19 protein-coding genes are annotated in these 19,805 nt (G+C 40.3%); 16 read left to right on the top strand and 3 right to left on the bottom strand.

Translation table 11 applies throughout. The annotated features are described in order from the left end of the window. The first annotated feature begins 26 nt into the window (after positions 1 to 26). Both BV60_RS0119250 and BV60_RS0119245 read left to right on the top strand, forming a co-directional pair. Positions 27 to 1,961, top strand: a complete 1,935-nt coding sequence (locus tag BV60_RS0119250; RefSeq protein ID WP_029324382.1) for an oxidoreductase — start codon at positions 27 to 29, stop codon at positions 1,959 to 1,961. Between the two features lie 15 nt (positions 1,962 to 1,976). Continuing rightward, the gene (locus BV60_RS0119245; protein WP_026512190.1) at positions 1,977 to 2,837 is read left to right on the top strand and encodes an SDR family NAD(P)-dependent oxidoreductase; all 861 of its coding nucleotides are present in this window, start codon (positions 1,977 to 1,979) and stop codon (positions 2,835 to 2,837) included. 115 nt (positions 2,838 to 2,952) lie between these two features. On the opposite strand, the gene BV60_RS0119240 is transcribed toward BV60_RS0119245, so the two are convergent. After that, positions 2,953 to 3,231: an HU family DNA-binding protein gene (locus BV60_RS0119240; RefSeq protein WP_029324380.1), complete on the bottom strand. Its 279-nt coding sequence runs from the start codon at positions 3,229 to 3,231 to the stop codon at positions 2,953 to 2,955. A gap of 207 nt (positions 3,232 to 3,438) precedes the next feature. On the opposite strand from BV60_RS0119240, the gene BV60_RS0119235 reads away from it, so the two are divergent. Genes BV60_RS0119235 through BV60_RS0119220 form a run of 4 tightly spaced genes read left to right on the top strand, consistent with a single transcriptional unit; the run spans position 3,439 to position 5,567 of the window. Further along, the gene (locus tag BV60_RS0119235) at positions 3,439 to 3,870 is read left to right on the top strand and encodes a DUF1284 domain-containing protein (protein ID WP_029324377.1); all 432 of its coding nucleotides are present in this window, start codon (positions 3,439 to 3,441) and stop codon (positions 3,868 to 3,870) included. 31 nt (positions 3,871 to 3,901) lie between these two features. Then, the gene (locus BV60_RS0119230; RefSeq protein ID WP_029324375.1) at positions 3,902 to 4,555 is read left to right on the top strand and encodes a hypothetical protein; all 654 of its coding nucleotides are present in this window, start codon (positions 3,902 to 3,904) and stop codon (positions 4,553 to 4,555) included. Positions 4,556 to 4,559: 4 nt separating this feature from the next. Next, positions 4,560 to 4,871, top strand: coding sequence for a hypothetical protein (locus BV60_RS0119225; protein WP_029324374.1), 312 nt, complete (start codon positions 4,560 to 4,562; stop codon positions 4,869 to 4,871). Positions 4,872 to 4,892: 21 nt separating this feature from the next. After that, positions 4,893 to 5,567 (top strand): GDSL-type esterase/lipase family protein, encoded by a 675-nt coding sequence (locus tag BV60_RS0119220; RefSeq protein ID WP_029324372.1) that lies wholly within the window; start codon positions 4,893 to 4,895, stop codon positions 5,565 to 5,567. Between the two features lie 65 nt (positions 5,568 to 5,632). On the opposite strand, the gene BV60_RS0119215 is transcribed toward BV60_RS0119220, so the two are convergent. Together BV60_RS0119215 and BV60_RS0119210 are read right to left on the bottom strand one after the other, a co-directional pair. Further along, on the bottom strand, positions 5,633 to 5,830 hold the full coding sequence (locus tag BV60_RS0119215) for a (2Fe-2S)-binding protein (protein WP_029324369.1): 198 nt from the start codon (positions 5,828 to 5,830) through the stop codon (positions 5,633 to 5,635). A 315-nt stretch (positions 5,831 to 6,145) separates the two neighbouring features. Beyond that, complete coding sequence (locus tag BV60_RS0119210; RefSeq protein WP_044931928.1) at positions 6,146 to 7,054, bottom strand: helix-turn-helix transcriptional regulator; 909 nt, start codon at positions 7,052 to 7,054, stop codon at positions 6,146 to 6,148. A gap of 175 nt (positions 7,055 to 7,229) precedes the next feature. Here BV60_RS0119210 and BV60_RS0119205 point away from each other — a divergent pair, with 175 nt between their 5' ends. The 10 genes from BV60_RS0119205 (at position 7,230) to uxaC (ending at position 19,803) form a co-directional block, all read left to right on the top strand. After that, positions 7,230 to 8,924: a hypothetical protein gene (locus tag BV60_RS0119205; RefSeq protein WP_029324365.1), complete on the top strand. Its 1,695-nt coding sequence runs from the start codon at positions 7,230 to 7,232 to the stop codon at positions 8,922 to 8,924. Between the two features lie 125 nt (positions 8,925 to 9,049). Beyond that, complete coding sequence (locus tag BV60_RS0119200) at positions 9,050 to 10,000, top strand: ABC transporter permease (RefSeq protein ID WP_029324364.1); 951 nt, start codon at positions 9,050 to 9,052, stop codon at positions 9,998 to 10,000. Positions 10,001 to 10,011: 11 nt separating this feature from the next. After that, complete coding sequence (locus BV60_RS0119195; protein ID WP_029324362.1) at positions 10,012 to 10,878, top strand: carbohydrate ABC transporter permease; 867 nt, start codon at positions 10,012 to 10,014, stop codon at positions 10,876 to 10,878. 116 nt (positions 10,879 to 10,994) lie between these two features. After that, entirely contained in the window at positions 10,995 to 11,753 is a 759-nt protein-coding gene (locus BV60_RS0119190; protein ID WP_044931930.1) for a rhamnogalacturonan acetylesterase, read from the top strand. 51 nt (positions 11,754 to 11,804) lie between these two features. Then, on the top strand, positions 11,805 to 13,589 hold the full coding sequence (locus BV60_RS0119185) for an ABC transporter ATP-binding protein (RefSeq protein WP_029324359.1): 1,785 nt from the start codon (positions 11,805 to 11,807) through the stop codon (positions 13,587 to 13,589). Between the two features lie 52 nt (positions 13,590 to 13,641). Continuing rightward, on the top strand, positions 13,642 to 14,811 hold the full coding sequence (locus BV60_RS0119180) for a glycoside hydrolase family 88/105 protein (protein ID WP_029324357.1): 1,170 nt from the start codon (positions 13,642 to 13,644) through the stop codon (positions 14,809 to 14,811). Next, the gene (locus BV60_RS0119175; protein ID WP_029324356.1) at positions 14,801 to 16,378 is read left to right on the top strand and encodes a glycoside hydrolase family 28 protein; all 1,578 of its coding nucleotides are present in this window, start codon (positions 14,801 to 14,803) and stop codon (positions 16,376 to 16,378) included. The genes BV60_RS0119180 and BV60_RS0119175 overlap by 11 nt, the downstream gene beginning before the upstream one ends. A gap of 23 nt (positions 16,379 to 16,401) precedes the next feature. Continuing rightward, positions 16,402 to 17,385 (top strand): pectinesterase family protein, encoded by a 984-nt coding sequence (locus BV60_RS0119170; protein WP_026659142.1) that lies wholly within the window; start codon positions 16,402 to 16,404, stop codon positions 17,383 to 17,385. Further along, complete coding sequence (locus tag BV60_RS0119165) at positions 17,385 to 18,221, top strand: sugar phosphate isomerase/epimerase family protein (protein WP_029324354.1); 837 nt, start codon at positions 17,385 to 17,387, stop codon at positions 18,219 to 18,221. The genes BV60_RS0119170 and BV60_RS0119165 overlap by 1 nt, the downstream gene beginning before the upstream one ends. Before the next feature lie 148 nt (positions 18,222 to 18,369). Next, positions 18,370 to 19,803 carry a glucuronate isomerase gene (uxaC, locus tag BV60_RS0119160; protein WP_029324352.1) on the top strand — a complete coding sequence of 478 codons (1,434 nt, stop codon included), beginning with the start codon at positions 18,370 to 18,372 and terminating at the stop codon, positions 19,801 to 19,803. The last annotated feature ends 2 nt before the right edge of the window (positions 19,804 to 19,805 follow it).

Raw genomic sequence — 19,805 nt, 5'->3', positions numbered from 1 at the left:
CATTTATATGTTTAAAGGAGGTACTTATGGCTTACGAAAAATTGTTTAAAAGTGGGCGTATAGGGGGCGTGCGAATCAAGAACCGCACAGTAATGCCTGCGATGGGAGTTTCGCTGGCAGATCCAACAGGAGAAGCTAACGAGCACATTATCAGATACTACGAAGACCGTGCAAAAGGCGGTGTGGGTCTCATTATCACTGAAATCACAAGAGTAGATGAGGTAGAAGGTATTGGTACACCTAATCAGCTGGGAGCTACAGATTCCAGACATGTTCCTCATCTCGAGAGGCTTGCTGAGCGTGTACACAAATATGGAACAAAAATCCTTGTTCAGCTTCAGCATCCAGGAAGGGAAAATAAATCATCCATGATAGGCGGCAGACAGATTGTTGCTCCTTCACCTGTTATGTGTAAGGTTACTAAGGAAATGCCAAGGGAGATGACAACAGAAGAGTGTTCAGCACTTGTAAAGAATTTCATCAAGGGTGCTGTCATCTGCCAGAAGGCCGGTATGGACGGAATCGAGCTTCACGCAGCTCATGGCTACCTTTTAAATGAATTCCTTTCTCCATATACAAATAAGAGAACGGACAGATATGGCGGATCTTTTGACAACAGAATAAGAATTCTTGAGGAGATAATCACAGGTATAAGATACATGTGTGGTCCCAGATTCCTTATTTCAGTGAGAATTTCAGCTGATGAATTTGTAGAAGGCGGATTAAAGCTTGAGGATACAATCAAGATTGCAAGAACACTTGAGAGCTTCGGCATCGACTGTATCAACGTTTCAAGCGGTATCTATGAATCTGCTACAACAATTATTGAGCCTTCTTCATATCCTCAGGGATGGAAGAAACATCTCGCATCCGCTATCAAGAAAAATGTAAAGATTCCGGTAATTGCAACAAATAACATCAAGGATCCTGAAGTTGCAGAAGCACTTCTTGAGGAGGGCGTTTGTGATTATATCGCTCTTGGCCGTGCTCATCTTGCTGATCCCGAATGGGCAAACAAGGCTAAGGAAGGCAGAGGCGATGAGATCAACAAGTGTATCGGATGTCTATACTGCTTCACTGCACTTTCAGACGGAGGACATATCAAATGTGCCGTTAACCCCAAGTGCGGAAGAGAAGTTGACTATAGCTGCATAGAAAAGACTGGCAATGGCAGAAAGGTTGCTATCATAGGTGGAGGCCCTGCTGGAATGGTTTCAGCACTCACACTTAAGGAGAGAGGTTTTGATCCTGTAATTTTCGAAAAGGCAGACTCTCTTGGCGGACAGCTTAATATTGCAACAAAGCCCATCATGAAGGAAAAGCTTCAGGCTTATCTTGATTCTCTTGTTTGCAGAATCAAGAAAAACAACATCGAAGTCAGACTTAATACAGAAGGCACTGTAGATGCTGTAAAGGCACTTGATCCCACAGCTGTTTTTGTTGCGACAGGTGGAACACCTATCGTTCCAGGGCTTCCCGGAGTTGATGGAGCCAATGTTATCACTGCTGAAGAATATCTGATGGGCAAAAAGGAAGTAAAGGGCGACGTTGTAGTAATTGGCGGCGGTGTAACAGGTATGGAAACTGCTGAGACCATTGCAACAAGAGGCGGAAATAAAGTTACTCTTGTAGAGATGACAAAAGACATCGGAAGAGGTCTTTACCGCTCTGTGATCGCTGATTTCACCATCAGATTCGGAAAACTTGGTGTAAATGTCATGACAAGACAGCAGTTCATGTCTGCAGATGAAGAATCAGTTGTTGTAATGAATACAGTAACAAGACAGATGACAAAAATTCCTGCTGGTACAGTAGTTCTTGCACTTGGAGTACGCTCAAATGATGTATCAGCACAGTTTGAAGAGAACTTTGACAATGTAATAGTACTCGGCGATGCAAACTTCCCCGGAAGAATTGCGGAAGCTACAACAGATGCACTTGGCAGAGCATCAACACTGTAAAGGGGAGGTTTTCAGATGAAAGAATTCAAGAATAAAGTTGCACTGATAACCGGTGCAGCAAATGGTTTTGGTAAAGAATTTTTAAAAGAAGCATCAAGGAGAGGCATGCGCATCGCTGCTCTTGATATCGAAAAGGACGAAGTAGAAGCAGCTGCAAAAGAAGCAAAAGAGCTTGGAGCTGCAGAGATCTTCACTATCCAGGCAGATGTAACAAAGGTAGAAGACTGTGAGAGAGCGGTTGATGAAGTTATTGAAAAATTCGGCGCAATTGACCTTCTTATGAACAACGCAGGTGTTGTGGTTCCTGGTGATATCTGGGACACACCGGTTCGAGACTGGGAGTGGATCACACACGCTAACTTCCTTAGCCATGTTTACTTCATGCACAAGGTTATTCCGATCATGATGAAGCAGGGTACACACTGCAATATCGTGAACACATGCTCAGTAGCAGGACTTATCACTTCAAATGGAATGCCCGCTTATCACGCTACAAAGCATGCTGCAGTTGCACTTTCTGAAAGTGTTAGCTATGACCTTCAGGCAAAAGGCGCAGATATTTCCGTTAGCATATATTGTCCGGGATTTGTTCAGACAGACCTTCACCATGCTGAAAGACACCGCCCTGAGCAGTACAAGGATGCATCTGATCCTTACTACACAAGCAAGGAATTCGCTATGGGTCAGAAAATAGCAGAGCAGGTTATTGTAACAGGTATGCCTATAGATTCTGTGGGAATGAGAGTATTTAATGCTATAGAAGAGGATCAGTTCTATATCCTTACTCACCCTATCTATACGACCCTTATCGGTAAACGTGTGACAGACATGCTTGCAGGAAAAGGACCAAACCTCATGGAACTTCGCGGAAAATAAAAGTAATATACTTTCTTCAAAATTGTAAAACAGGCTCTGTTCCAACAAAAAGATGGTACAGAGCCTGAAGTTTGTAATGAATTTTGCTATTTAACGCAGTTACAAAGTGTCAAAATCACTTCTTGTTCACAAGGTCCTTAAGAGCCTTGCCTGCCTTGAACTTAGGAGCTACTGAAGCAGGGATCTTGATGCTCTCACCTGTCTGAGGGTTCTTACCAGTTCTAGCTGCTCTCTTAGATGTCTCAAATGTACCAAAGCCAACGAGCTGAACCTTGTCCTTCTTCTTAAGCTGCTTTGAAACAACATCGATGAAAGCCTTAAGTGCTGCTTCTGTGTCCTTCTTTGAAAGACCTGTCTCTTTTGCCATAGCTTCTACGAGTTCTGTCTTATTCATACCGTTTTCCTCCTTCATAAGTTAGGGTTTTGGGCTTACGTGCCCTGTTAGTAGTGATTTTATCGCTATTTCTTTCCTTTGTTAAGTGTTTTGCAGAATTTATGCGGATTTTCTATTGGTTTTTCCTATTACTTGTAAAAGGAAATGCCAGACCTTAAAATAAATATTGTTTTTTCAGAACAAGACAGAAAGGACTACTAAAAAGATATGACCGAAGAAAAAATAATAAACCTTCGCCCGCATCACCTTCTGTGTACGCAGGGATATAGCGGAAAGGGTTATAACGAGGCATTTGTCCTGAATATGACAATGATAACCAAAAGGATGCGGACAGAACCGGATCTTAAGGTGCGTATCGTTTTTTCCACAGATGACCTTTGCACATATTGTCCAAGAAAACGCGGTGAAGGTATATGTGCAGATGATGCAAAAGTCCTTGTTTTTGATAAAGGAGTAAAAGACCTTCTTGATCTTGAAGAGAATGAATACAGCTATCAGGAGCTTATACATGAGATTCATGATAAGATGGATTCGTCAAAGATGAAGCAGATATGCGGAATTTGCGAGTGGTATCACATGAGTGCATGTAAGAAAAATATTTTGTCCGGCAAGTACCTGCTTGAAAATAGAAGCAATTAAGATAAGAACAAAGTAGTAAGGAATGGAATAAATGTTAGCACTATACGATGTCCTCACAGGAAATGAGGAAGTAGATAAAATAATAGAGAGATTCATAAGTGAAAGACTCCTTGGTCTGATGCAGTTTGACCTTGATATGTACTATTGCGGTATGCTTGATGGACTGAAAAATTTAGATCCTGATGATGAGGAGCTGTATTTTTCTGTGACGGAGGACATATCTCCTGATAATGTGAGCAAGAGGGATGCAAATGAAGCCTTCATATCAATGGTGGAACTACTTGAATCAGATCAGGAGCTTGACCCAAGCATCCTACAGAATTATCAGCTGTACCAGCTGATAAGCGGATACTGTGATCTCGCGGAGGATACCGGAGCTGAGACCATAGAGAGATTTCCCATGAAGGACAGGCTGAGGATTCTTAAGGAACTTGAAGATATAGCAAGAGAATCCGAGTGCACACCTGAAGATATCATAGAAGAGTATGAAGATATCATGAGTTATGATGAGACCTGCTTTACTGACTGGGATTTCCTTCAACTCGACAGAATGGATTTTGAAGCATTAAAAAGCTCGGATGCAAACGATTTTCTTGGTATGATAGAACCTGAAGAGACACTTAACATGAAGGCTCAGATACTGAAATTCCCCAGCGGAATAAATAAAGACAATAACGAGGATTAAGTATATGGACGTTAACGAAAAGGACTGGAAGCTTTTCAGGGAAAGCCTCCCCAAATGGCAGGAGAGGTACATGGAAAAGCTTGTCGAGGAATACATTGAGATCCTGAAGAAGGATGGAAGCGCGTCTGATAAGTACTGGGCTCTCGAAGGACGCATCAAGGCAGACAAGAGAAACCCCGGCGTTGTTATAACGGATATAAAAAGGTCGAACTTTTACATCCACATGAGTTCCCTGCTTCGATACAAGGTTATCACAGTGGATGATCTTTCAGATTTCAGTGAAGAGACCCGCGAAGCCTTAAAACACATGGTCTGAGTATATGACCGGAGGACAGATATGAGTGATAAGAAAGCAGAAGATATTTTGGCAGATCTTTTTCAGAGGGAAAAGAGAGATAAGCTTGAAAGATACAGGCACCTTAACAGATATGTGAAGAAAGGCCAGATCCTCTTTACCGGTTCGTCCCTTATGGAGCAGTTTCCGGTTAATGAGATTGCCATGACTTATGGAATTGATGCTGTTATCTATAATAGGGGGATTGGCGGCTATACTATCCCTGAGATGCTTGATTCAATGGATGAGCAGATATTTGCGCTTGAACCGGCAAAGATATTCATAAATATCGGAACGAATGATATAAGCCGTGAGGATGAGACCATTGAAATGCTTGTGGCAGATTACAGAAAAGTACTTCTTCAAATAAAGGAAAGGCTTCCTGAAGCTGAGGTCTATATGATGGCATATTATCCTGTTAATGTAATCGTTGCTGAAAACCAGCCCTGGCAGGGTGCAAAGAGAGCAGCGGAACTCAGACTCCAAAGGCTTGAAGAGGCTAACCATGCGGTAAAGGAGCTTGCAGCTGAGTTTGATTACCATTTCATAGATGTAAACAAGGGACTTACGGACGAGAATGGCCAGACCAGGAAAGAGCTTTCCATAGATGGAATACATATGTGGTCAGATGCCTATGAGATCATATTTGAGAATATGAAGAAATATATCCTTGAGTAACGGCAGATCGGGCAAGTGTATGGACTGCGGCTGTTCATGATTGTTAAATGTCGCCGTTTCTTAACCTATTCTTCATAATCCTCAGGGAACATCAGAATGTCCCTGATCATAGTAGTTATGAAATCGCGGCATTTGCCGCAACCTGTACCACAGCCAGTTGCAGCCTGGATCTTTTCAACGGTATCAGCGCCTCCCTTTACGGCATCAAGGATCATACCATAGTTGACATTTTTGCAGCTACAGGCAGTCTTTTCTCTTTTCATCAAAAATCCTCCATATCACTTTTGCAAACAGTATAGCAGATTCTAATACCTAAGAGGCGATAATGCATGACAAGTCTTTAGGGGCAAATTACAGGCGGAGTTCTCACTCTGATGATTCCTAAAAAGGAACAGCCTAAGCTTCCTGCAGAAGGCCCAAGCTCTCGTATGATATAGTTAAACGAATTTTTTCGAAATATGATAATTATTTGAGCTAAAAAATTGCCCCTGCACAAAGGTGTGTGGGGCGATTTGCTTAAGAACTTCCGGGAAAAGATGATGGAAAGCGACTGTCATGTACGTATTGCAAAGGGATTTTTACTTATACCTGCCCTCTTTGTTTTTTTGAGCTTCCGATGTATTTAATTTTGCGGTTTTAGCCAACTCCCTTGGTGATATTCCATATTCCTTTTTAAATGCGCGATAAAAATTTGAATAATCCTCAAAGCCATAATTATTGCAGGCTTCAGACATTGATTCACCGCTTAAAATTGCGTCGTGACATAGCTGAAGCCTTTTTTTTGCAACATATTTATGTAGTGAGATGCCAATGTTGTCTTTAAAAACATGTGAAATATAGAACTTACTCAAAAAGAAATGATTGGCAATGCTGTCCAAAGATAAGTCCTCGTCTATATTTCTTTCGATATATTCGCATATATTCTGATACAGAACATCCTGAGTTATTTTTTTGTTGTTAAATTGTTCATACGCAAGTCTGTTAACAGTAAGTATAAGTTCACAAACGCTGAGCTTTAGCTGACATTCTCTTCCAAAACGGGCACTCTTATTTTCCTCAATTATGTAAAAAAGTTTTGAAAGGATAGAATTAAAAGTAATTCTGTCAGTGTGAATGACATGTCTTGATTCTGTCAGCGCCATATTTACGGCATATGCATATTCCTGTCCCAGATGCTTCATTTCGGAAAAAGCTGATTTGCTGATCCATAAATCAAAACGCCTGTAGGGTATGTCAAAATCATGGACGAAAATTCCATGTGTAACAGAAGGCGGCACAATCAGAATATCTCCGTAGCTCAGCATATAGTGCTCTTGTTGTACCTGAGCTTCTGCATGTCCCTCCAGGAAAAAATAAAATTCATAATATTTATGCCTATGAAGACCGGTTCGGACCGTTGGCTTAGTGTCGTGATAATAATATAGTTCGAAATCAAGCGATTCCATATACTGTCTGTCGTCATACTGGCTGGTTAAATTCTTTTTCATATCCGATATTCTATACCATAATAGCAATAATTGCAAAAAGATTCATAAACAGCAATAAATGCAATATTATAAACAAGTTATGAATTTTTTTTGCAACAATGCTTTTATATAATACGTTATAGCAACAGGTGATAAACACACCTGATTCAAGAAGGAAGGGTATAGGAGGACAAAAATGAAAAATAAGTTACTTTCAATTCTGCTTTCGACATCTATGGTGGTGTCACTGGCAGCTTGTGGAAGCTCAAATCAGGGGGCAGAAACAGCAACAAGTGATGCTGCAGAATCAACAGAGGCTGCGGATTCAGCAAAAAGTGATGAGTCTGGGGAGACTGCATCTGAAGAAACTGCTGCATCTAATGAGACAGCATCAGATTATGAACTTACAGATCTGTACATAACAGTAGACGGAACACTTACTGCAAATGTTGACAATGGACAGGATGCATTTGTAGAGCAGTGGGAGAAGGCTGTATCAGAGAAACTTGGACATGATATCAAGCTTCACATCAACCAGCCTGAGCATTCCGGATATAAGGATAATATTGCTCAGCTTCTTACAACAGGTGAGCCCGGTGATGGACAGTATCCTGATGCTATGATAATGTCCGCTACAATGCTTAAGCAGTATCAGACTACAGGAATTCTTTGGAACCTTGCAGATGCATATGACAATGCTGAATTCCAGTCAAGGATTACACTGCCGCTTGTAAATGAGAATCTTAAGCTTGAAAACGGTGAGCAGTATGGATTTGCTCCTACATACGGCAATGGTTGTGTGACATATGTTAAGCAGTCATGGCTTGATGAAGCAGGAATAACAGCTGACAGCATTAAGACATTTGATGATTATTACAATATGCTAAAGGCATTTACAAAGGATGGCAGAACAGGTGTCATTGCCGCAGGCTTTGCAAAGCTTGACGAAGCACCTTATACCAATTATTTACCTGAGTTCTGGCAGGGAGCTTATCCTGCTATCTACGAAAAGGATGGCCAGTGGGTCGATGGATTCCAGGAACAGGCTACTATCGATGCGCTTGAGAGACTTGCACAGGGTTATGCTGATGGCGTAATTGATACAGATACAGAGGAAGCATCAACAAAGACAGCTCGTGAAAAGTGGTTCTCAAATGATCAGAGTACTTCAGAAGGTGTGTTCACATATTGGGCAGGAACATGGCTCAGAACACTTACAGATAATCTTGATAAGAATGATGTAGATACTGATCTTGGAGATGATAAACTTGTGCAGCTTACTCCTATCCAGGAAATTAAAGATACCTGGGGTGGCTACCTTAACCGTGAAGCACCTGTTTGGGTAATTACAGATGATGGCGATGGTGATAATTCACGAGAGCAAGCTATATTTGATGCACTTCTCGAGACCATGCTTGATGGAGATACCGTACAGACACTTTGGACTTATGGTGCAGAAGGTGTTCACTGGTCAACAGAGGCTGAGTCTTTCACAACAAATCCGGATGATCCTGAGAAGAAGACTGACTATGAGTATGCTGATGGTGAGTTCCACCTTAAGCAGTCACCGAATGACCCTAACACTTTATGGAAGAAGAACCATCTTGATCCGGTTCTTGTTATTGCACCTCTTACAAACGGATATGCTGATACCGATCCTCTTGTAGAGAAAGGAAATACATTCTTTACAGAGAACTGTGTAGACGCTCCTGCAGCTCCGTCATCAGAGGCTCTTACAGAAATCGAGGCAGATCTTGCTACAGATAAGACAACACTTGTTAACGAAGTTGTTGCAGGCAAAAAGACAGCAGCAGATGCTGTTGCAGAGTATCAGAGTAAATGGGGTGATACAGTAAGCAGCATCCTTGAGGAACTTAACGCAGCAGAATAATTATTGCTTTACCATTAGTTACTATTTTTTATATTCAAAATTATATGGGCATCCCACATGGATGCCCATATATCAACTAATGAGTAGCTTTACAACTCGTTAAAAACTATTTATGAGGTATTTTCATGGGCAAGACACAAAAGGTTACATCAACAGGACAGGTTATAAATAAGAAACCGTTAAAAACCAGAATATGGAATAATAGGGGATTTTACCTTATGTTCCTTCCGATTTTTATCTATGTGCTGATAGTTTACTATTGGCCTATGCTTGGAATTCGTTATTCGTTTTATGATTACACACTTAAGAAAATTGAATTCGTTGGCTTAAAACATTTTTCAAAAATGTTTTCAGATGTTGAATTCTGGAGAGCCTTTACTAATACGCTGAAACTATCTATTACAAAGCTTTTGATAACCACACTTACAGCCGTAATCGTGTCGGTATTTATCAATGAGATGACAAATCTGTTTGCAAAAAAAGTTTTACAGACAGTTATTTATCTTCCTCATTTTATGTCATGGACAGTTACAGCTGCTGTATTTACGCTTTTCCTTTCCACTTCATCGACAGGATTTATTAATGAGACTTTGAAAAGCTGGGGGTGGATTAGCCAAAGCATAGACTTTATGCATGAAACGAGGCTGTGGCCGATAGTGTATTATCTGGTAAATATATGGAAAGAGACAGGATGGGGAACAGTTATATTCCTGGCGACTCTTGCAGGAATAAATCCGGAAATATACGAAGCAGCTGACATCGATGGTGCAACGAGACTTCAGAAAATATGGTTTGTGACAGTACCTGAACTTGCAAACACAATAATAATTGTTCTTATTCTTAATCTTGCAAAGGTTCTGAATCTGTTTGAATCAGTTTTTGTAATGTATAACAACCGTGTTTTTGAAACATCTGATGTAATATCTACATATATTTACAGAAAGACTTTCCTTACAGCAATACCCAATTATGGATATACAACTGCTGTAGGTTTGTTTAAGTCACTTGTAGGATGTTTTCTGGTAGTTTTGTGCAACTGGGCAAGTAAAAAAATCCGCGGACGCGGAATCATCTGAGGAGGAATACAATGGCAAAGGCTAAAGAATATGCGGTTGGTCGTAAGAGAAAGACGGGCCTCTTCGATGTAATTAATTATGGTGTTTTTATACTTATAGGACTTATAGTTCTCGTACCTATATGGAAGGTTGTTGCTGACTCATTTAATGCGGTTGGGGTATATAAATTTCAGCTGTGGCCCAATCAGCCCACTCTGGACGGATATCGTACTATTTTGCATACTGCAAAGTTGTATACACCATTTGTAAATTCAGTAATAACTACTATTCTCGGAACTCTTCTGGGACTGATATTATCTACCCTTGGAGGTTATGTGCTTGCACAGTATGACCTTCCGGGAAGAGATCTTTTGGCATATTTTCTTTTGTTTACCATGATATTTTCAGGCGGTATGATACCTGAATACCTGGTTATGAAGAAACTGCATCTGGTTAACAGCATGTGGATTTTGGTTGTTAAGCATGGAATGAATGTTTACAACCTGGTGCTTATGAGAAACTTCTTTGAAGGAATTCCGGGATCATTGTTTGAGGCTGCAAAAATTGATGGATGCACACCAATGGGGATTTTCTTTAAAATAGTGCTTCCTCTTTCAAAGGCTGCGCTTGCATCCATAGGTCTTATGTTTGCTGTAACAGTTTGGAATGATTATTCAACAGTTCAGATTTATATTACGAATCGTGATCAGGTTAATTTCCAGTATATTCTGAGAGTTATGGTCATGGACGGAGATACGCCAACAACTTCATATAATGTTTCGCAGAACACTTTGTATTATTCAGCGATTGTTTGTGCGATTCTTCCATTTATGGCACTTTATCCGTTCCTGCAAAAATACTTTGTAAAGGGTGTAAATATCGGAGCGGTAAAAGAGTAAGAAATATATTTATAGAGCCGAAGCTTCGAAACATGAGCTTCGGCTTATATCTTAAGATGATGACAGGCAGGATATAAAAACTACTGACTTACTTAAGGGATGTCTCTGGAGGAGAAATGAGAATAATATTTTGGGCAGGAGATTCCACAAATACCTGCAATAAGGCAAATAAATATCCACAAACAGGTATAGCTCAGGCTTTTGACAGATATACCCGCCCCGATGTGGTCATATATGATCATGCTATTAATGGCAGAAGCACTAAAAGTTTTATTGACCAGGGAAGACTTGCGACAATAAACGATGAGATAAAAGAAGGAGATTTCCTTTTCATTCAGTTCGGACACAATGACGAGAAAAAAACTGATTTTAGCAGGTATACCGATCCGAAAGGATCTTTTGTTGATAATCTGGGAAAATTCGTGAATGTAGCCAGAAACAGAGGTGCAATACCGCTTTTTATAACACCTTTGGAGCGCAGAAGCTTTGAAGATGATCATGTACATCTTAGAAAATCAGATCATGAACCTTATGTTGAAGGATATTATATTGCTTCAGAAAAATACAATGTACCAATAATAGATCTGTATAAAGTAAGCAGAGAATTTATTGAAAAAACGGGAGATGAACCTACAAAAAAGTACTTTATGCACGTAAAACCGGGAGAGGTATTCTGGCTCCCGGATGGTTTGTCTACAGACAATACTCATTTAAGGTATGAAGGTGCTATGAAGTTTGGGGAACTTCTGGCAGGTGAGATTATAAAGGCAGGCGAGCCCTATGCGTCACTCATTGATGAAACAGTACTGGCGGAGCTTAAAATGGTTCACGATTCCAATCTGATGGACGAGGGTGTGGCAGATGAGTATAAGTGAGAAATGCACTAATCCAATTATATTTGTAAATCAGTAAGAAGGATAACAGCGATGCAATTGACACAAGATAGTGATTCAAACAGATTTGAGGAAAGGTACAGAAAATATAAGGACAAGCCGCTTGTAGCTCTAATATCTTTTTACAGTGGATATTATCATAACTTTGTTTTATCAGTATTTTTTTATACTATAAAACATTCACCTGTGTGGATAATGCCTATAGTTACAGCAAATATCATCAATTATGTAACAAGGGGAGCAGAAGATGCAGGCAGACTGATTATATTTAATGCATCGATTGTTGCAATATTGCTGATACTTAACATCCCTATGAATTATCTACATATGCATTTCAGGGCATCAGCAGTCAGAAAAGTTGAGGCCGGACTTAGAAGTGCACTTGTTCACAAAGTGCAGACGATGTCTATCCTGTCAGAAAAGGACATTCAGTCAGGACGTATACAGTCAAAAATAATACGTGATGTTGAGGCGATTGAGACACTATCAGATCAGATTTTTGTTAACTTCATGAATATCATCATCAATGTGGTGGTGGCACTTACAGTAACAGTATCAAAAAGCAGGGTTGTATTCATCTTTTTCCTATTGATGGTACCTATGGCGGCGATACTTGTATATATTTTCAAAAAACCGATAAAGGTTCATAACCAGCGTTTTAGAAAAGAAGTGGAGGCAACATCTGCAAAGGTATCAGAAATGATTGAACTGGTGCCTGTAACAAGAGCTCATGCACTTGAAGAAGATGAAATAAGCAGAATGGATGAACAAATGTATCAGATAGCAGCAGAAGGCTATCAGCTTGATATGGTTCAGACCAATTTTGGTGCGGTGAGCTGGGCTTTTTTTCAGATGTTTCAGGTAATATGCCTGGTATTCACATCTTTTCTTGCTCTGAGTGGCAAAATTCCTGCAGGTGACGTTGTTCTTTATCAAAGCTATTTTACAACTATAGTCGGGCAGGTGACGAGCATGCTGAATCTGTTGCCTACCATTTCAAAAGGGCTTGAGTCAGTAAGTAGTGTAGGTGAGATCTTGTCAGTTGAGGATATTGAAGATAACGAGGGAAAGATATCGATTGATGATTTAAAGGGCAATTACAGGTTTAGCCACGTCAGATATGCATATCCGGGTGATGAAAAAAAAGTAATAAACGATTTGGATTTCGAGGTACACCGGGGAGAAACAGTAGCATTTGTTGGAGAATCAGGAGGAGGTAAATCCACAATTCTCAATTTGATAATCGGCTTTATGATGCCGGTGGATGGGATGATATATGTGGATGGAATTCCGTTAAATGAGATTAATCTTAGAAGCTACAGGAGATTCCTGGCTGTAGTACCACAGAATACAGCGCTGTTTTCAGGATCTATCAGAGACAATATCCTCTATGGAACAACTGATGTATCTGAGGAGGTTTTAGATCGGGTCATAAAGGAATCAGGGTTACAGGAAGTGATAAAAAAGCTTCCGAATGGCATGGATACATTTGTGGGAGAACATGGTGACAGACTCTCGGGTGGCCAGAAACAAAGAATATCAATTGCAAGAGCGCTTATACGTGATCCCAAAGTCATCATTCTGGATGAGGCAACTTCCGCTCTTGATGCAATTTCCGAACGGGAGGTTTCCGGTGCACTTGATAATATGTCTGATTCAAGGACTACATTTATCGTAGCTCATAAACTGGCAACCATCAGAAAAGCAGACGAGATAATTGTTATAAAAAATGGCAGGGTTGTAGAAAAAGGCACCTATGAAGAACTATTGAATAACAAGGGATATTTTTATTATATGGGTGAACAATTTGAGAACTGACAAGTATTATGCTATTTCCATGATGAGATACTGACGGAGGTGTTTGGGAAATATGACTAAAGCAGAAACAAAAGAACTTCTCAAAGAATATGTACTGTATCTGATGGAAAATTCCGATGCGGAACATCCTATGTGGAATATTGAGAAGGTCAGAAGCGGGAAACAGAATAAATGGAATTATATAGACGGGTGCATGATCACAGCGCTTCTAAGGCTATATTCAATAACGGGTGAGCGAAAGTCCCTGGATTTTGCAGATGATTTTGTCTCATTTTATGTAAATGAGGATGGAACAATAAATACCTATGAGGTAGGAGAATATAATCTGGATAATATAAGGCCTGCCTGCAACTTGTTCGCGCTATATGATCTGACCGGCAGGGAAAAATACAGAAAGGCTATGGATACAGTAAGAAGTCAGCTTGATACCATGCCAAGAACGAAGGAAGGCAATTTTTGGCATAAGCAGATTTATCCAAACCAGGTATGGCTTGATGGCTTATATATGGCACAGCCTTTTTATATGGAATATGAAAGAAGATATCGCAAGATGAACGGATGTCTTGATTCCTTCAGGCAGTTTGAGAATGTCAGAAGATTTATGCGAGATGAAAAGACAGGTCTGTATTATCACGGATATGACGAGTCAAGACAGATGTATTGGGCAGATAAAAATACGGGATGTAGCCCGAATTTCTGGCTAAGAGCGACAGGGTGGTTTATGGCTGCTCTTGTGGATACTGCAGAAGCAATGGGAGAGCAGACATATTACGAATACAGAACGCTTCAGGATATGTTAAAAAATCTGGCAGACAGTCTACTCAATTACCTTGATCCGGAATCAAAAATGTTTTACCAGGTAATAGACAAAAAGGGAGCTGCGGGCAATTATTTGGAGACCTCAGGGTCAGCCCTTATTTCTTATGCTTTGGCAAAAGGAGTGAGGTTATCTTATTTACCAAAAAGATATGCCAAAATTTCAGAAGAAATATTCTATGGAATAACAGAAAAATATCTGTCCAAAAACGAGGATGGTCTGCCAAGACTTGGAGGAATATGCCTTGTGGCAGGACTTGGTGGAAAAGATCACAGGGATGGTTCACTTTCGTACTATTTTGGTGAGCCTGTTGTAGAAAACGATGCGAAAGGAACTGCCCCGCTCCTGATGGCATATACAGAGCTTCTCAGTCTGGAACAACGAGGTGTGTTAAATGAAATTTGAAGTTATTGATACAGAGCCCAGAAATATTACGGTGGAACTTGATAATACTGAATGTTTTATGCCTGCAGAAGCAGTAAAAGTTATGGTTAATGATATTGAATATCATGCAGAGAACAGGAACGTATTTAGCATCGGTGGACTTGAACCTGATAAGGAATATGAGGTTTCAATCATTGATCATGAATGGATATGTGAAAGAAAAGTCATAAAAACATCTTATGAATCTGTTTTGCTGGATGTAAGTGAATTCGGGGCAGTCGGAGATGGAAAAAATGATGACACGGCATATATTCAGGCCGCAATAAGTTCATGCCCATCGGATGGAACGGTATACCTGGGAAAAGGAACATTTTTATCGGGACCATTGTTTCTTAAAAGCGGCATTCATATATGGATTGATAAAGGAGCGACTCTTTTAGGCAAAACCGATAGACAAAGTTACCCTATTCTGCCCGGAATGACACTATATACGGATGAAACTGCGGAATTTAACCTTGGTACCTGGGAAGGCAATCCTTTATCGTGCTTTGCCGCACTGATAACAGGTATTAATGTACATGATGTGAAGATATTCGGAGAGGGGACGATTGACGGTAATGCACAAAGCGGAGATTGGTGGATAAACCCCAAAGAAAAGGCTGGGGCATGGAGACCGAGACTGATATTCCTTAAGGAATGCAGTAACGTTACCGTGCAGGGGATAACTGTTCAGAATTCACCATCCTGGACAATCCATCCTTATTATTCGGAAGCAATAAATCTGATCGGTTTGAGCATTAAAAATCCGGACAATTCGCCAAATACTGATGGAATTGACCCTGAGAGCTGCAGTGATGTGAACATTATAGGAACTAAAATATCTGTTGGGGATGATTGCATAGCAATTAAGTCAGGAAAATATTACATGGCTCTTAGGCACTACAAGAATACATCAAATATAACTGTCAGGAATTGCAGGCTTAACAGAGGGCATGGAAGTGTCACAGTAGGAAGCGAATGTGCAGGTGGAGTAAATGGCGTAAAGGTGACCAGATGTCTGTTTGATTCCACTGACAGAGGACTCAGAATTAAGACAAGAAGAGGAAGGGGTGAAAAGTCAATTCTTCAAAATATTCTGTTTGAGAATATAAAAATGGAGAATGTAAGAATGCCGTTTACCATCAATATGTTTTATTTTTGTGATCCGGACGGACACAGCGAATACTGTCAAAGTAAAGAGTTCATGGAAGTCAATGAAATGACTCCGTCAATAAAAGATATTACTGCGAGAAATATCGAATGTGCGGGAGTTGACGTGTGCCTGATCACGGTATATGGACTTCCGGAATCTAAAGTTGAAGAGGTAACGCTTGAGAACATTAAGGCAATCTACATGGATGAAAAGGACAGAGCTCCCGAAGTCCCTGTCATGATGGATGGCATTGACAAGATGAGCGGGAGAGGAATATTTGTCAGAAACACAAAGAAACTTGTCATTAGGGATGTGGAAGTAACAGGTACGGTGGACTCGGAGCCGGATATCAGCGAAACAGATATATGTGACATAGAAAATGTAAAGTTAGGATAAAAACCGGTATTGCGGGGAAAATGATGGAAAAAATAAGGATATCAGTGGGTCCTTTGGGGGATTACCGCACAATAGGAGAAGCTGCTGAAGCAGTGCCGTATATGGCAAGTGCTGTTATAGATATAGCAGAAGGGATCTATAAAGAAAAACTGTCCATAGAAAAAAAGGACATAACCCTCAGAGGGGCCGGAATGAATAAGACGGTCATATCTTATGATGACTGTGCAGAACAGCTTCTTGAAGATAATACAAAAAGAGGGACGTTCAGAAGTCAGACATTATTTATCGGCGGAGAAAGGGTCAAAGTGCAGGATCTGACCGTAGAGAATACTGCAGGCTGGGGAAATGGCGTAGGTCAGGCGCTTGCAATTTACGCAGATGCTGATGAGGTTGTAATGGAGAATGTCAGTATACGCTCAAGGCAGGATACACTTTTTATGGCACCACTTCCTTTGACAGAGCGGTTTAAGAACGGTTTCTTTGGTCCACGTATGCTTACAAACAGGCGAAATACGCGTCAGTTTTATAAAAACTGTGTGATTTGTGGAGATGTTGATTTCATATTCGGCGGTGCGGATGCGGTGTTTGATAACTGTGAGATAGTGGTAATGGACAGGAAAAAAGACATTAACGGCTATGTTACAGCGCCTTCCGAAAATCTTGGAGAATTAGGCATGGTGTTTAGAGAATGCCATATCCATGGTGAGAATAAAGATATGGAAGGTACCGTATTTTTAGGAAGACCCTGGAGACCGACAGGTAAGGTGGCATTCATAGATTGCACCTACGATAATTCCATACACCCACTAAGATTCAGCGAGTGGTATGAGATGGAAACGATGGAGAGTGAGGCATTCTTTGCGGAATACAATTCGAGGGATGAAATGGGGAATGAGCCTGATTTATCAAAGAGAAATAAATGGGTAAAACTCCTGTCACCTGAGGAAGCTTCAAAAATAAGAGAAGCGGCAGATAGTCTGGTAATGAGTGTTAGGAGGCAGAATTAATGCAGATAGGATTACGTGCACATGATGCGGAATATGGACCGTTAAATGAACTTATACCCAGAATAAAAGAACAGGGCTTTAGCTGTATTCACCTGGCGCTTTCCAAATCCATAAAGGAATTCAAGGTGACTGAAAGTGCCATGACTCCCGGACTTGCCATGTATATTAAAAATCTATGCAGAAATAATCATATAGATATTGCAGTGCTTGGCAATTATCAAAATCTTGCACATCCCGACAAAGACAAACTTGATGAGATTAAGAAAAGATATATAGCGCACATGAGATTTGCATCAATTCTTGGCTGCGGCGTTGTGGGTACTGAAACTGGTGCGGTTAATGCTGAATATAAATACGAGCCGGCGAATCATGAGCGGGAAGCACTTGATATTTTTATTAAGAATCTGAAGCCGGTGGTAAATGCTGCGGAGAAATTCGGCGTGATAGTTGCTATAGAACCTGTCTGGAAGCATATTGTATACGGCCCTGAACAGGCGAGATTTGTGCTTGATGAGATAGGAAGTCCCAACCTTCAAATTATTTTTGACCCTGTAAACATGCTCTATTCAGGAAATATTGATGAACAGGACAGCATTATTACGAGGACCTTCGATTTGCTTAAGGATGATATAGCTGTAATTCATATGAAGGATTTCGAATTATGCGGAGATGAACTTAAATCAATACCTGCGGGTAAAGGTGACCTGAACTATGAACTTCTTTTATCCAAGATCAAAGAATACAAGCCGTGCATACAGTGTACTCTGGAAAACACATCTCCTGACAATGCGGTAGATACGCGAATGTATGTGGAGAAATTGTATGCAAACGTATAAAATAACTGCTGTTATAGAAGATGGACATAAATATTGTAAAAATTGTTGTACTTGTTGTATAAGTTGGTTTAAAACCCCAAAGCTATATAAAAAATAAAGATTTGCAATTAGTATTATAGGAAAGGTTTTAATTGGGAGCTGGTAAAAGATGAAAAATTTTTTAGATGAAGATTTTATTTTACAAACTGAGACTGCAAAGCATATTTTTCATGATTATGCGGAAAAATTGCCAATAATTGATTATCATTGCCATATTTCACCTCAGGAAATATATGAGGACAGGAGATTTGAAACTCTTGGAGATGTATGGTTTGGGGGAAAACAGGAGGATGGTTCCTATTTTGGAGATCACTATAAATGGAGACTGATGCGTTCAAACGGAATTCCTGAGGAGATGGTAACGGGAAGGGAAGATGAACTGCAAAGATTCAAAGGATTTGCAGAAACTTTAACCAAAGCGATAGGCAACCCTATGTATCATTGGTGCAATCTGGAACTTAAAAAGTACTTCGGAATCACCAAGCCGCTTACTGTTCAAAATGCCGAGGAAATATGGAATAAATGTAATGACATGCTGCAAAATGATCCGGGGATGACCGTAAGAGGGCTGATCAGACAGAGCAACGTGGCATATGTGGGAACAACAGATGATCCGACAGACTCTCTTGAATGGCATGAGAAAATTGCGAACGACGATAGCATAGAGTTTATGGTTAGACCATCCTTCAGACCTGACAAGGCAATCAACATAACAAAAGAAGGCTTTAGAGAATATATTGTAAAACTTGCTGAAACTGTTGGAAAAAGATCACTTGATTCTGCTGAGGAAGTTATTGATGCGCTGATACAAAGAGTAGAATTTTTTGCTGCGCACGGCTGCGTTGCATCTGACCACGGACTGGATTATATCCCGTTTAAAATGATGACAATGGCCGAATGTAACAATGCTTTTACAAAGGTAATGAACGGGAAAGAAATAACACTTGATGAGGCAGAAGGATATCAGACAGCGCTGCTCCTTTCACTCGGAAAGGCTTATCACAAGCATGGAATTGCTATGGAGCTCCACTATTCCTGTCTTAGAAATATGAATGAGAGAATGTTCAGGCTGGAGGGACCGGATACCGGATTTGACATGATTGCCAATAATTCCTGCGGAGGGAATATTGCAAAGCTTATGTCGGAGCTTGATAAAACAGGTGAACTTCCAAAAACGATAATTTTCTCTTTGAATCCTGCAGATAATGCGCAGATAGGAACTATATTAGGATGCTTCCAGTCATCTGAGGTTCCCGGGAAAATTCAGCATGGTCCCGCATGGTGGTTTAATGACACCAAATCAGGAATGGAAGAGCAGATGAAATCGTTAGCTAATTTGGGGCTGCTTGGTAATTTTATTGGTATGCTTACAGACTCCAGATCATTTTTGTCATACACAAGGCATGATTATTTTAGAAGGATAATGTGCAATCTTATAGGAGAATGGGTAGAAAATGGGGAATACCCAAATGACGAGAAGGCACTGGAAAGCATTGTTTCCGGGATTTCTTATTATAACGCAAAGAGATATTTCGGAATCTGAGA

It is taken from the genome of Butyrivibrio sp. AE3004, from assembly GCF_000703165.1.
Lineage (GTDB): Bacteria > Bacillota > Clostridia > Lachnospirales > Lachnospiraceae > Butyrivibrio.
The sequence above is the reverse complement of the archived record's forward strand: the minus strand, read 5'-3'. Positions and strand labels throughout refer to the sequence as shown.

Excerpts from the sequence above, each read along its gene's own strand:
- BV60_RS0119175 (WP_029324356.1), top strand. The coding sequence starts at position 14,801 with ATGAAATTTGAAGTTATTGATACAGAGCCCAGAAATATTACGGTGGAA.
- BV60_RS0119220 (WP_029324372.1), top strand. The coding sequence starts at position 4,893 with ATGAGTGATAAGAAAGCAGAAGATATTTTGGCAGATCTTTTTCAGAGG.
- BV60_RS0119200 (WP_029324364.1), top strand. The coding sequence starts at position 9,050 with ATGGGCAAGACACAAAAGGTTACATCAACAGGACAGGTTATAAATAAG.
- uxaC (WP_029324352.1), top strand. The coding sequence starts at position 18,370 with ATGAAAAATTTTTTAGATGAAGATTTTATTTTACAAACTGAGACTGCA.
- BV60_RS0119205 (WP_029324365.1), top strand. The coding sequence starts at position 7,230 with ATGAAAAATAAGTTACTTTCAATTCTGCTTTCGACATCTATGGTGGTG.
- BV60_RS0119240 (WP_029324380.1), bottom strand. The coding sequence starts at position 3,231 with ATGAATAAGACAGAACTCGTAGAAGCTATGGCAAAAGAGACAGGTCTT.
- BV60_RS0119195 (WP_029324362.1), top strand. The coding sequence starts at position 10,012 with ATGGCAAAGGCTAAAGAATATGCGGTTGGTCGTAAGAGAAAGACGGGC.
- BV60_RS0119165 (WP_029324354.1), top strand. The coding sequence starts at position 17,385 with ATGCAGATAGGATTACGTGCACATGATGCGGAATATGGACCGTTAAAT.
- BV60_RS0119185 (WP_029324359.1), top strand. The coding sequence starts at position 11,805 with ATGCAATTGACACAAGATAGTGATTCAAACAGATTTGAGGAAAGGTAC.
- BV60_RS0119250 (WP_029324382.1), top strand. The coding sequence starts at position 27 with ATGGCTTACGAAAAATTGTTTAAAAGTGGGCGTATAGGGGGCGTGCGA.
- BV60_RS0119245 (WP_026512190.1), top strand. The coding sequence starts at position 1,977 with ATGAAAGAATTCAAGAATAAAGTTGCACTGATAACCGGTGCAGCAAAT.
- BV60_RS0119225 (WP_029324374.1), top strand. The coding sequence starts at position 4,560 with ATGGACGTTAACGAAAAGGACTGGAAGCTTTTCAGGGAAAGCCTCCCC.
- BV60_RS0119235 (WP_029324377.1), top strand. The coding sequence starts at position 3,439 with ATGACCGAAGAAAAAATAATAAACCTTCGCCCGCATCACCTTCTGTGT.
- BV60_RS0119210 (WP_044931928.1), bottom strand. The coding sequence starts at position 7,054 with ATGAAAAAGAATTTAACCAGCCAGTATGACGACAGACAGTATATGGAA.
- BV60_RS0119180 (WP_029324357.1), top strand. The coding sequence starts at position 13,642 with ATGACTAAAGCAGAAACAAAAGAACTTCTCAAAGAATATGTACTGTAT.
- BV60_RS0119170 (WP_026659142.1), top strand. The coding sequence starts at position 16,402 with ATGGAAAAAATAAGGATATCAGTGGGTCCTTTGGGGGATTACCGCACA.
- BV60_RS0119215 (WP_029324369.1), bottom strand. The coding sequence starts at position 5,830 with ATGAAAAGAGAAAAGACTGCCTGTAGCTGCAAAAATGTCAACTATGGT.
- BV60_RS0119190 (WP_044931930.1), top strand. The coding sequence starts at position 10,995 with ATGAGAATAATATTTTGGGCAGGAGATTCCACAAATACCTGCAATAAG.
- BV60_RS0119230 (WP_029324375.1), top strand. The coding sequence starts at position 3,902 with ATGTTAGCACTATACGATGTCCTCACAGGAAATGAGGAAGTAGATAAA.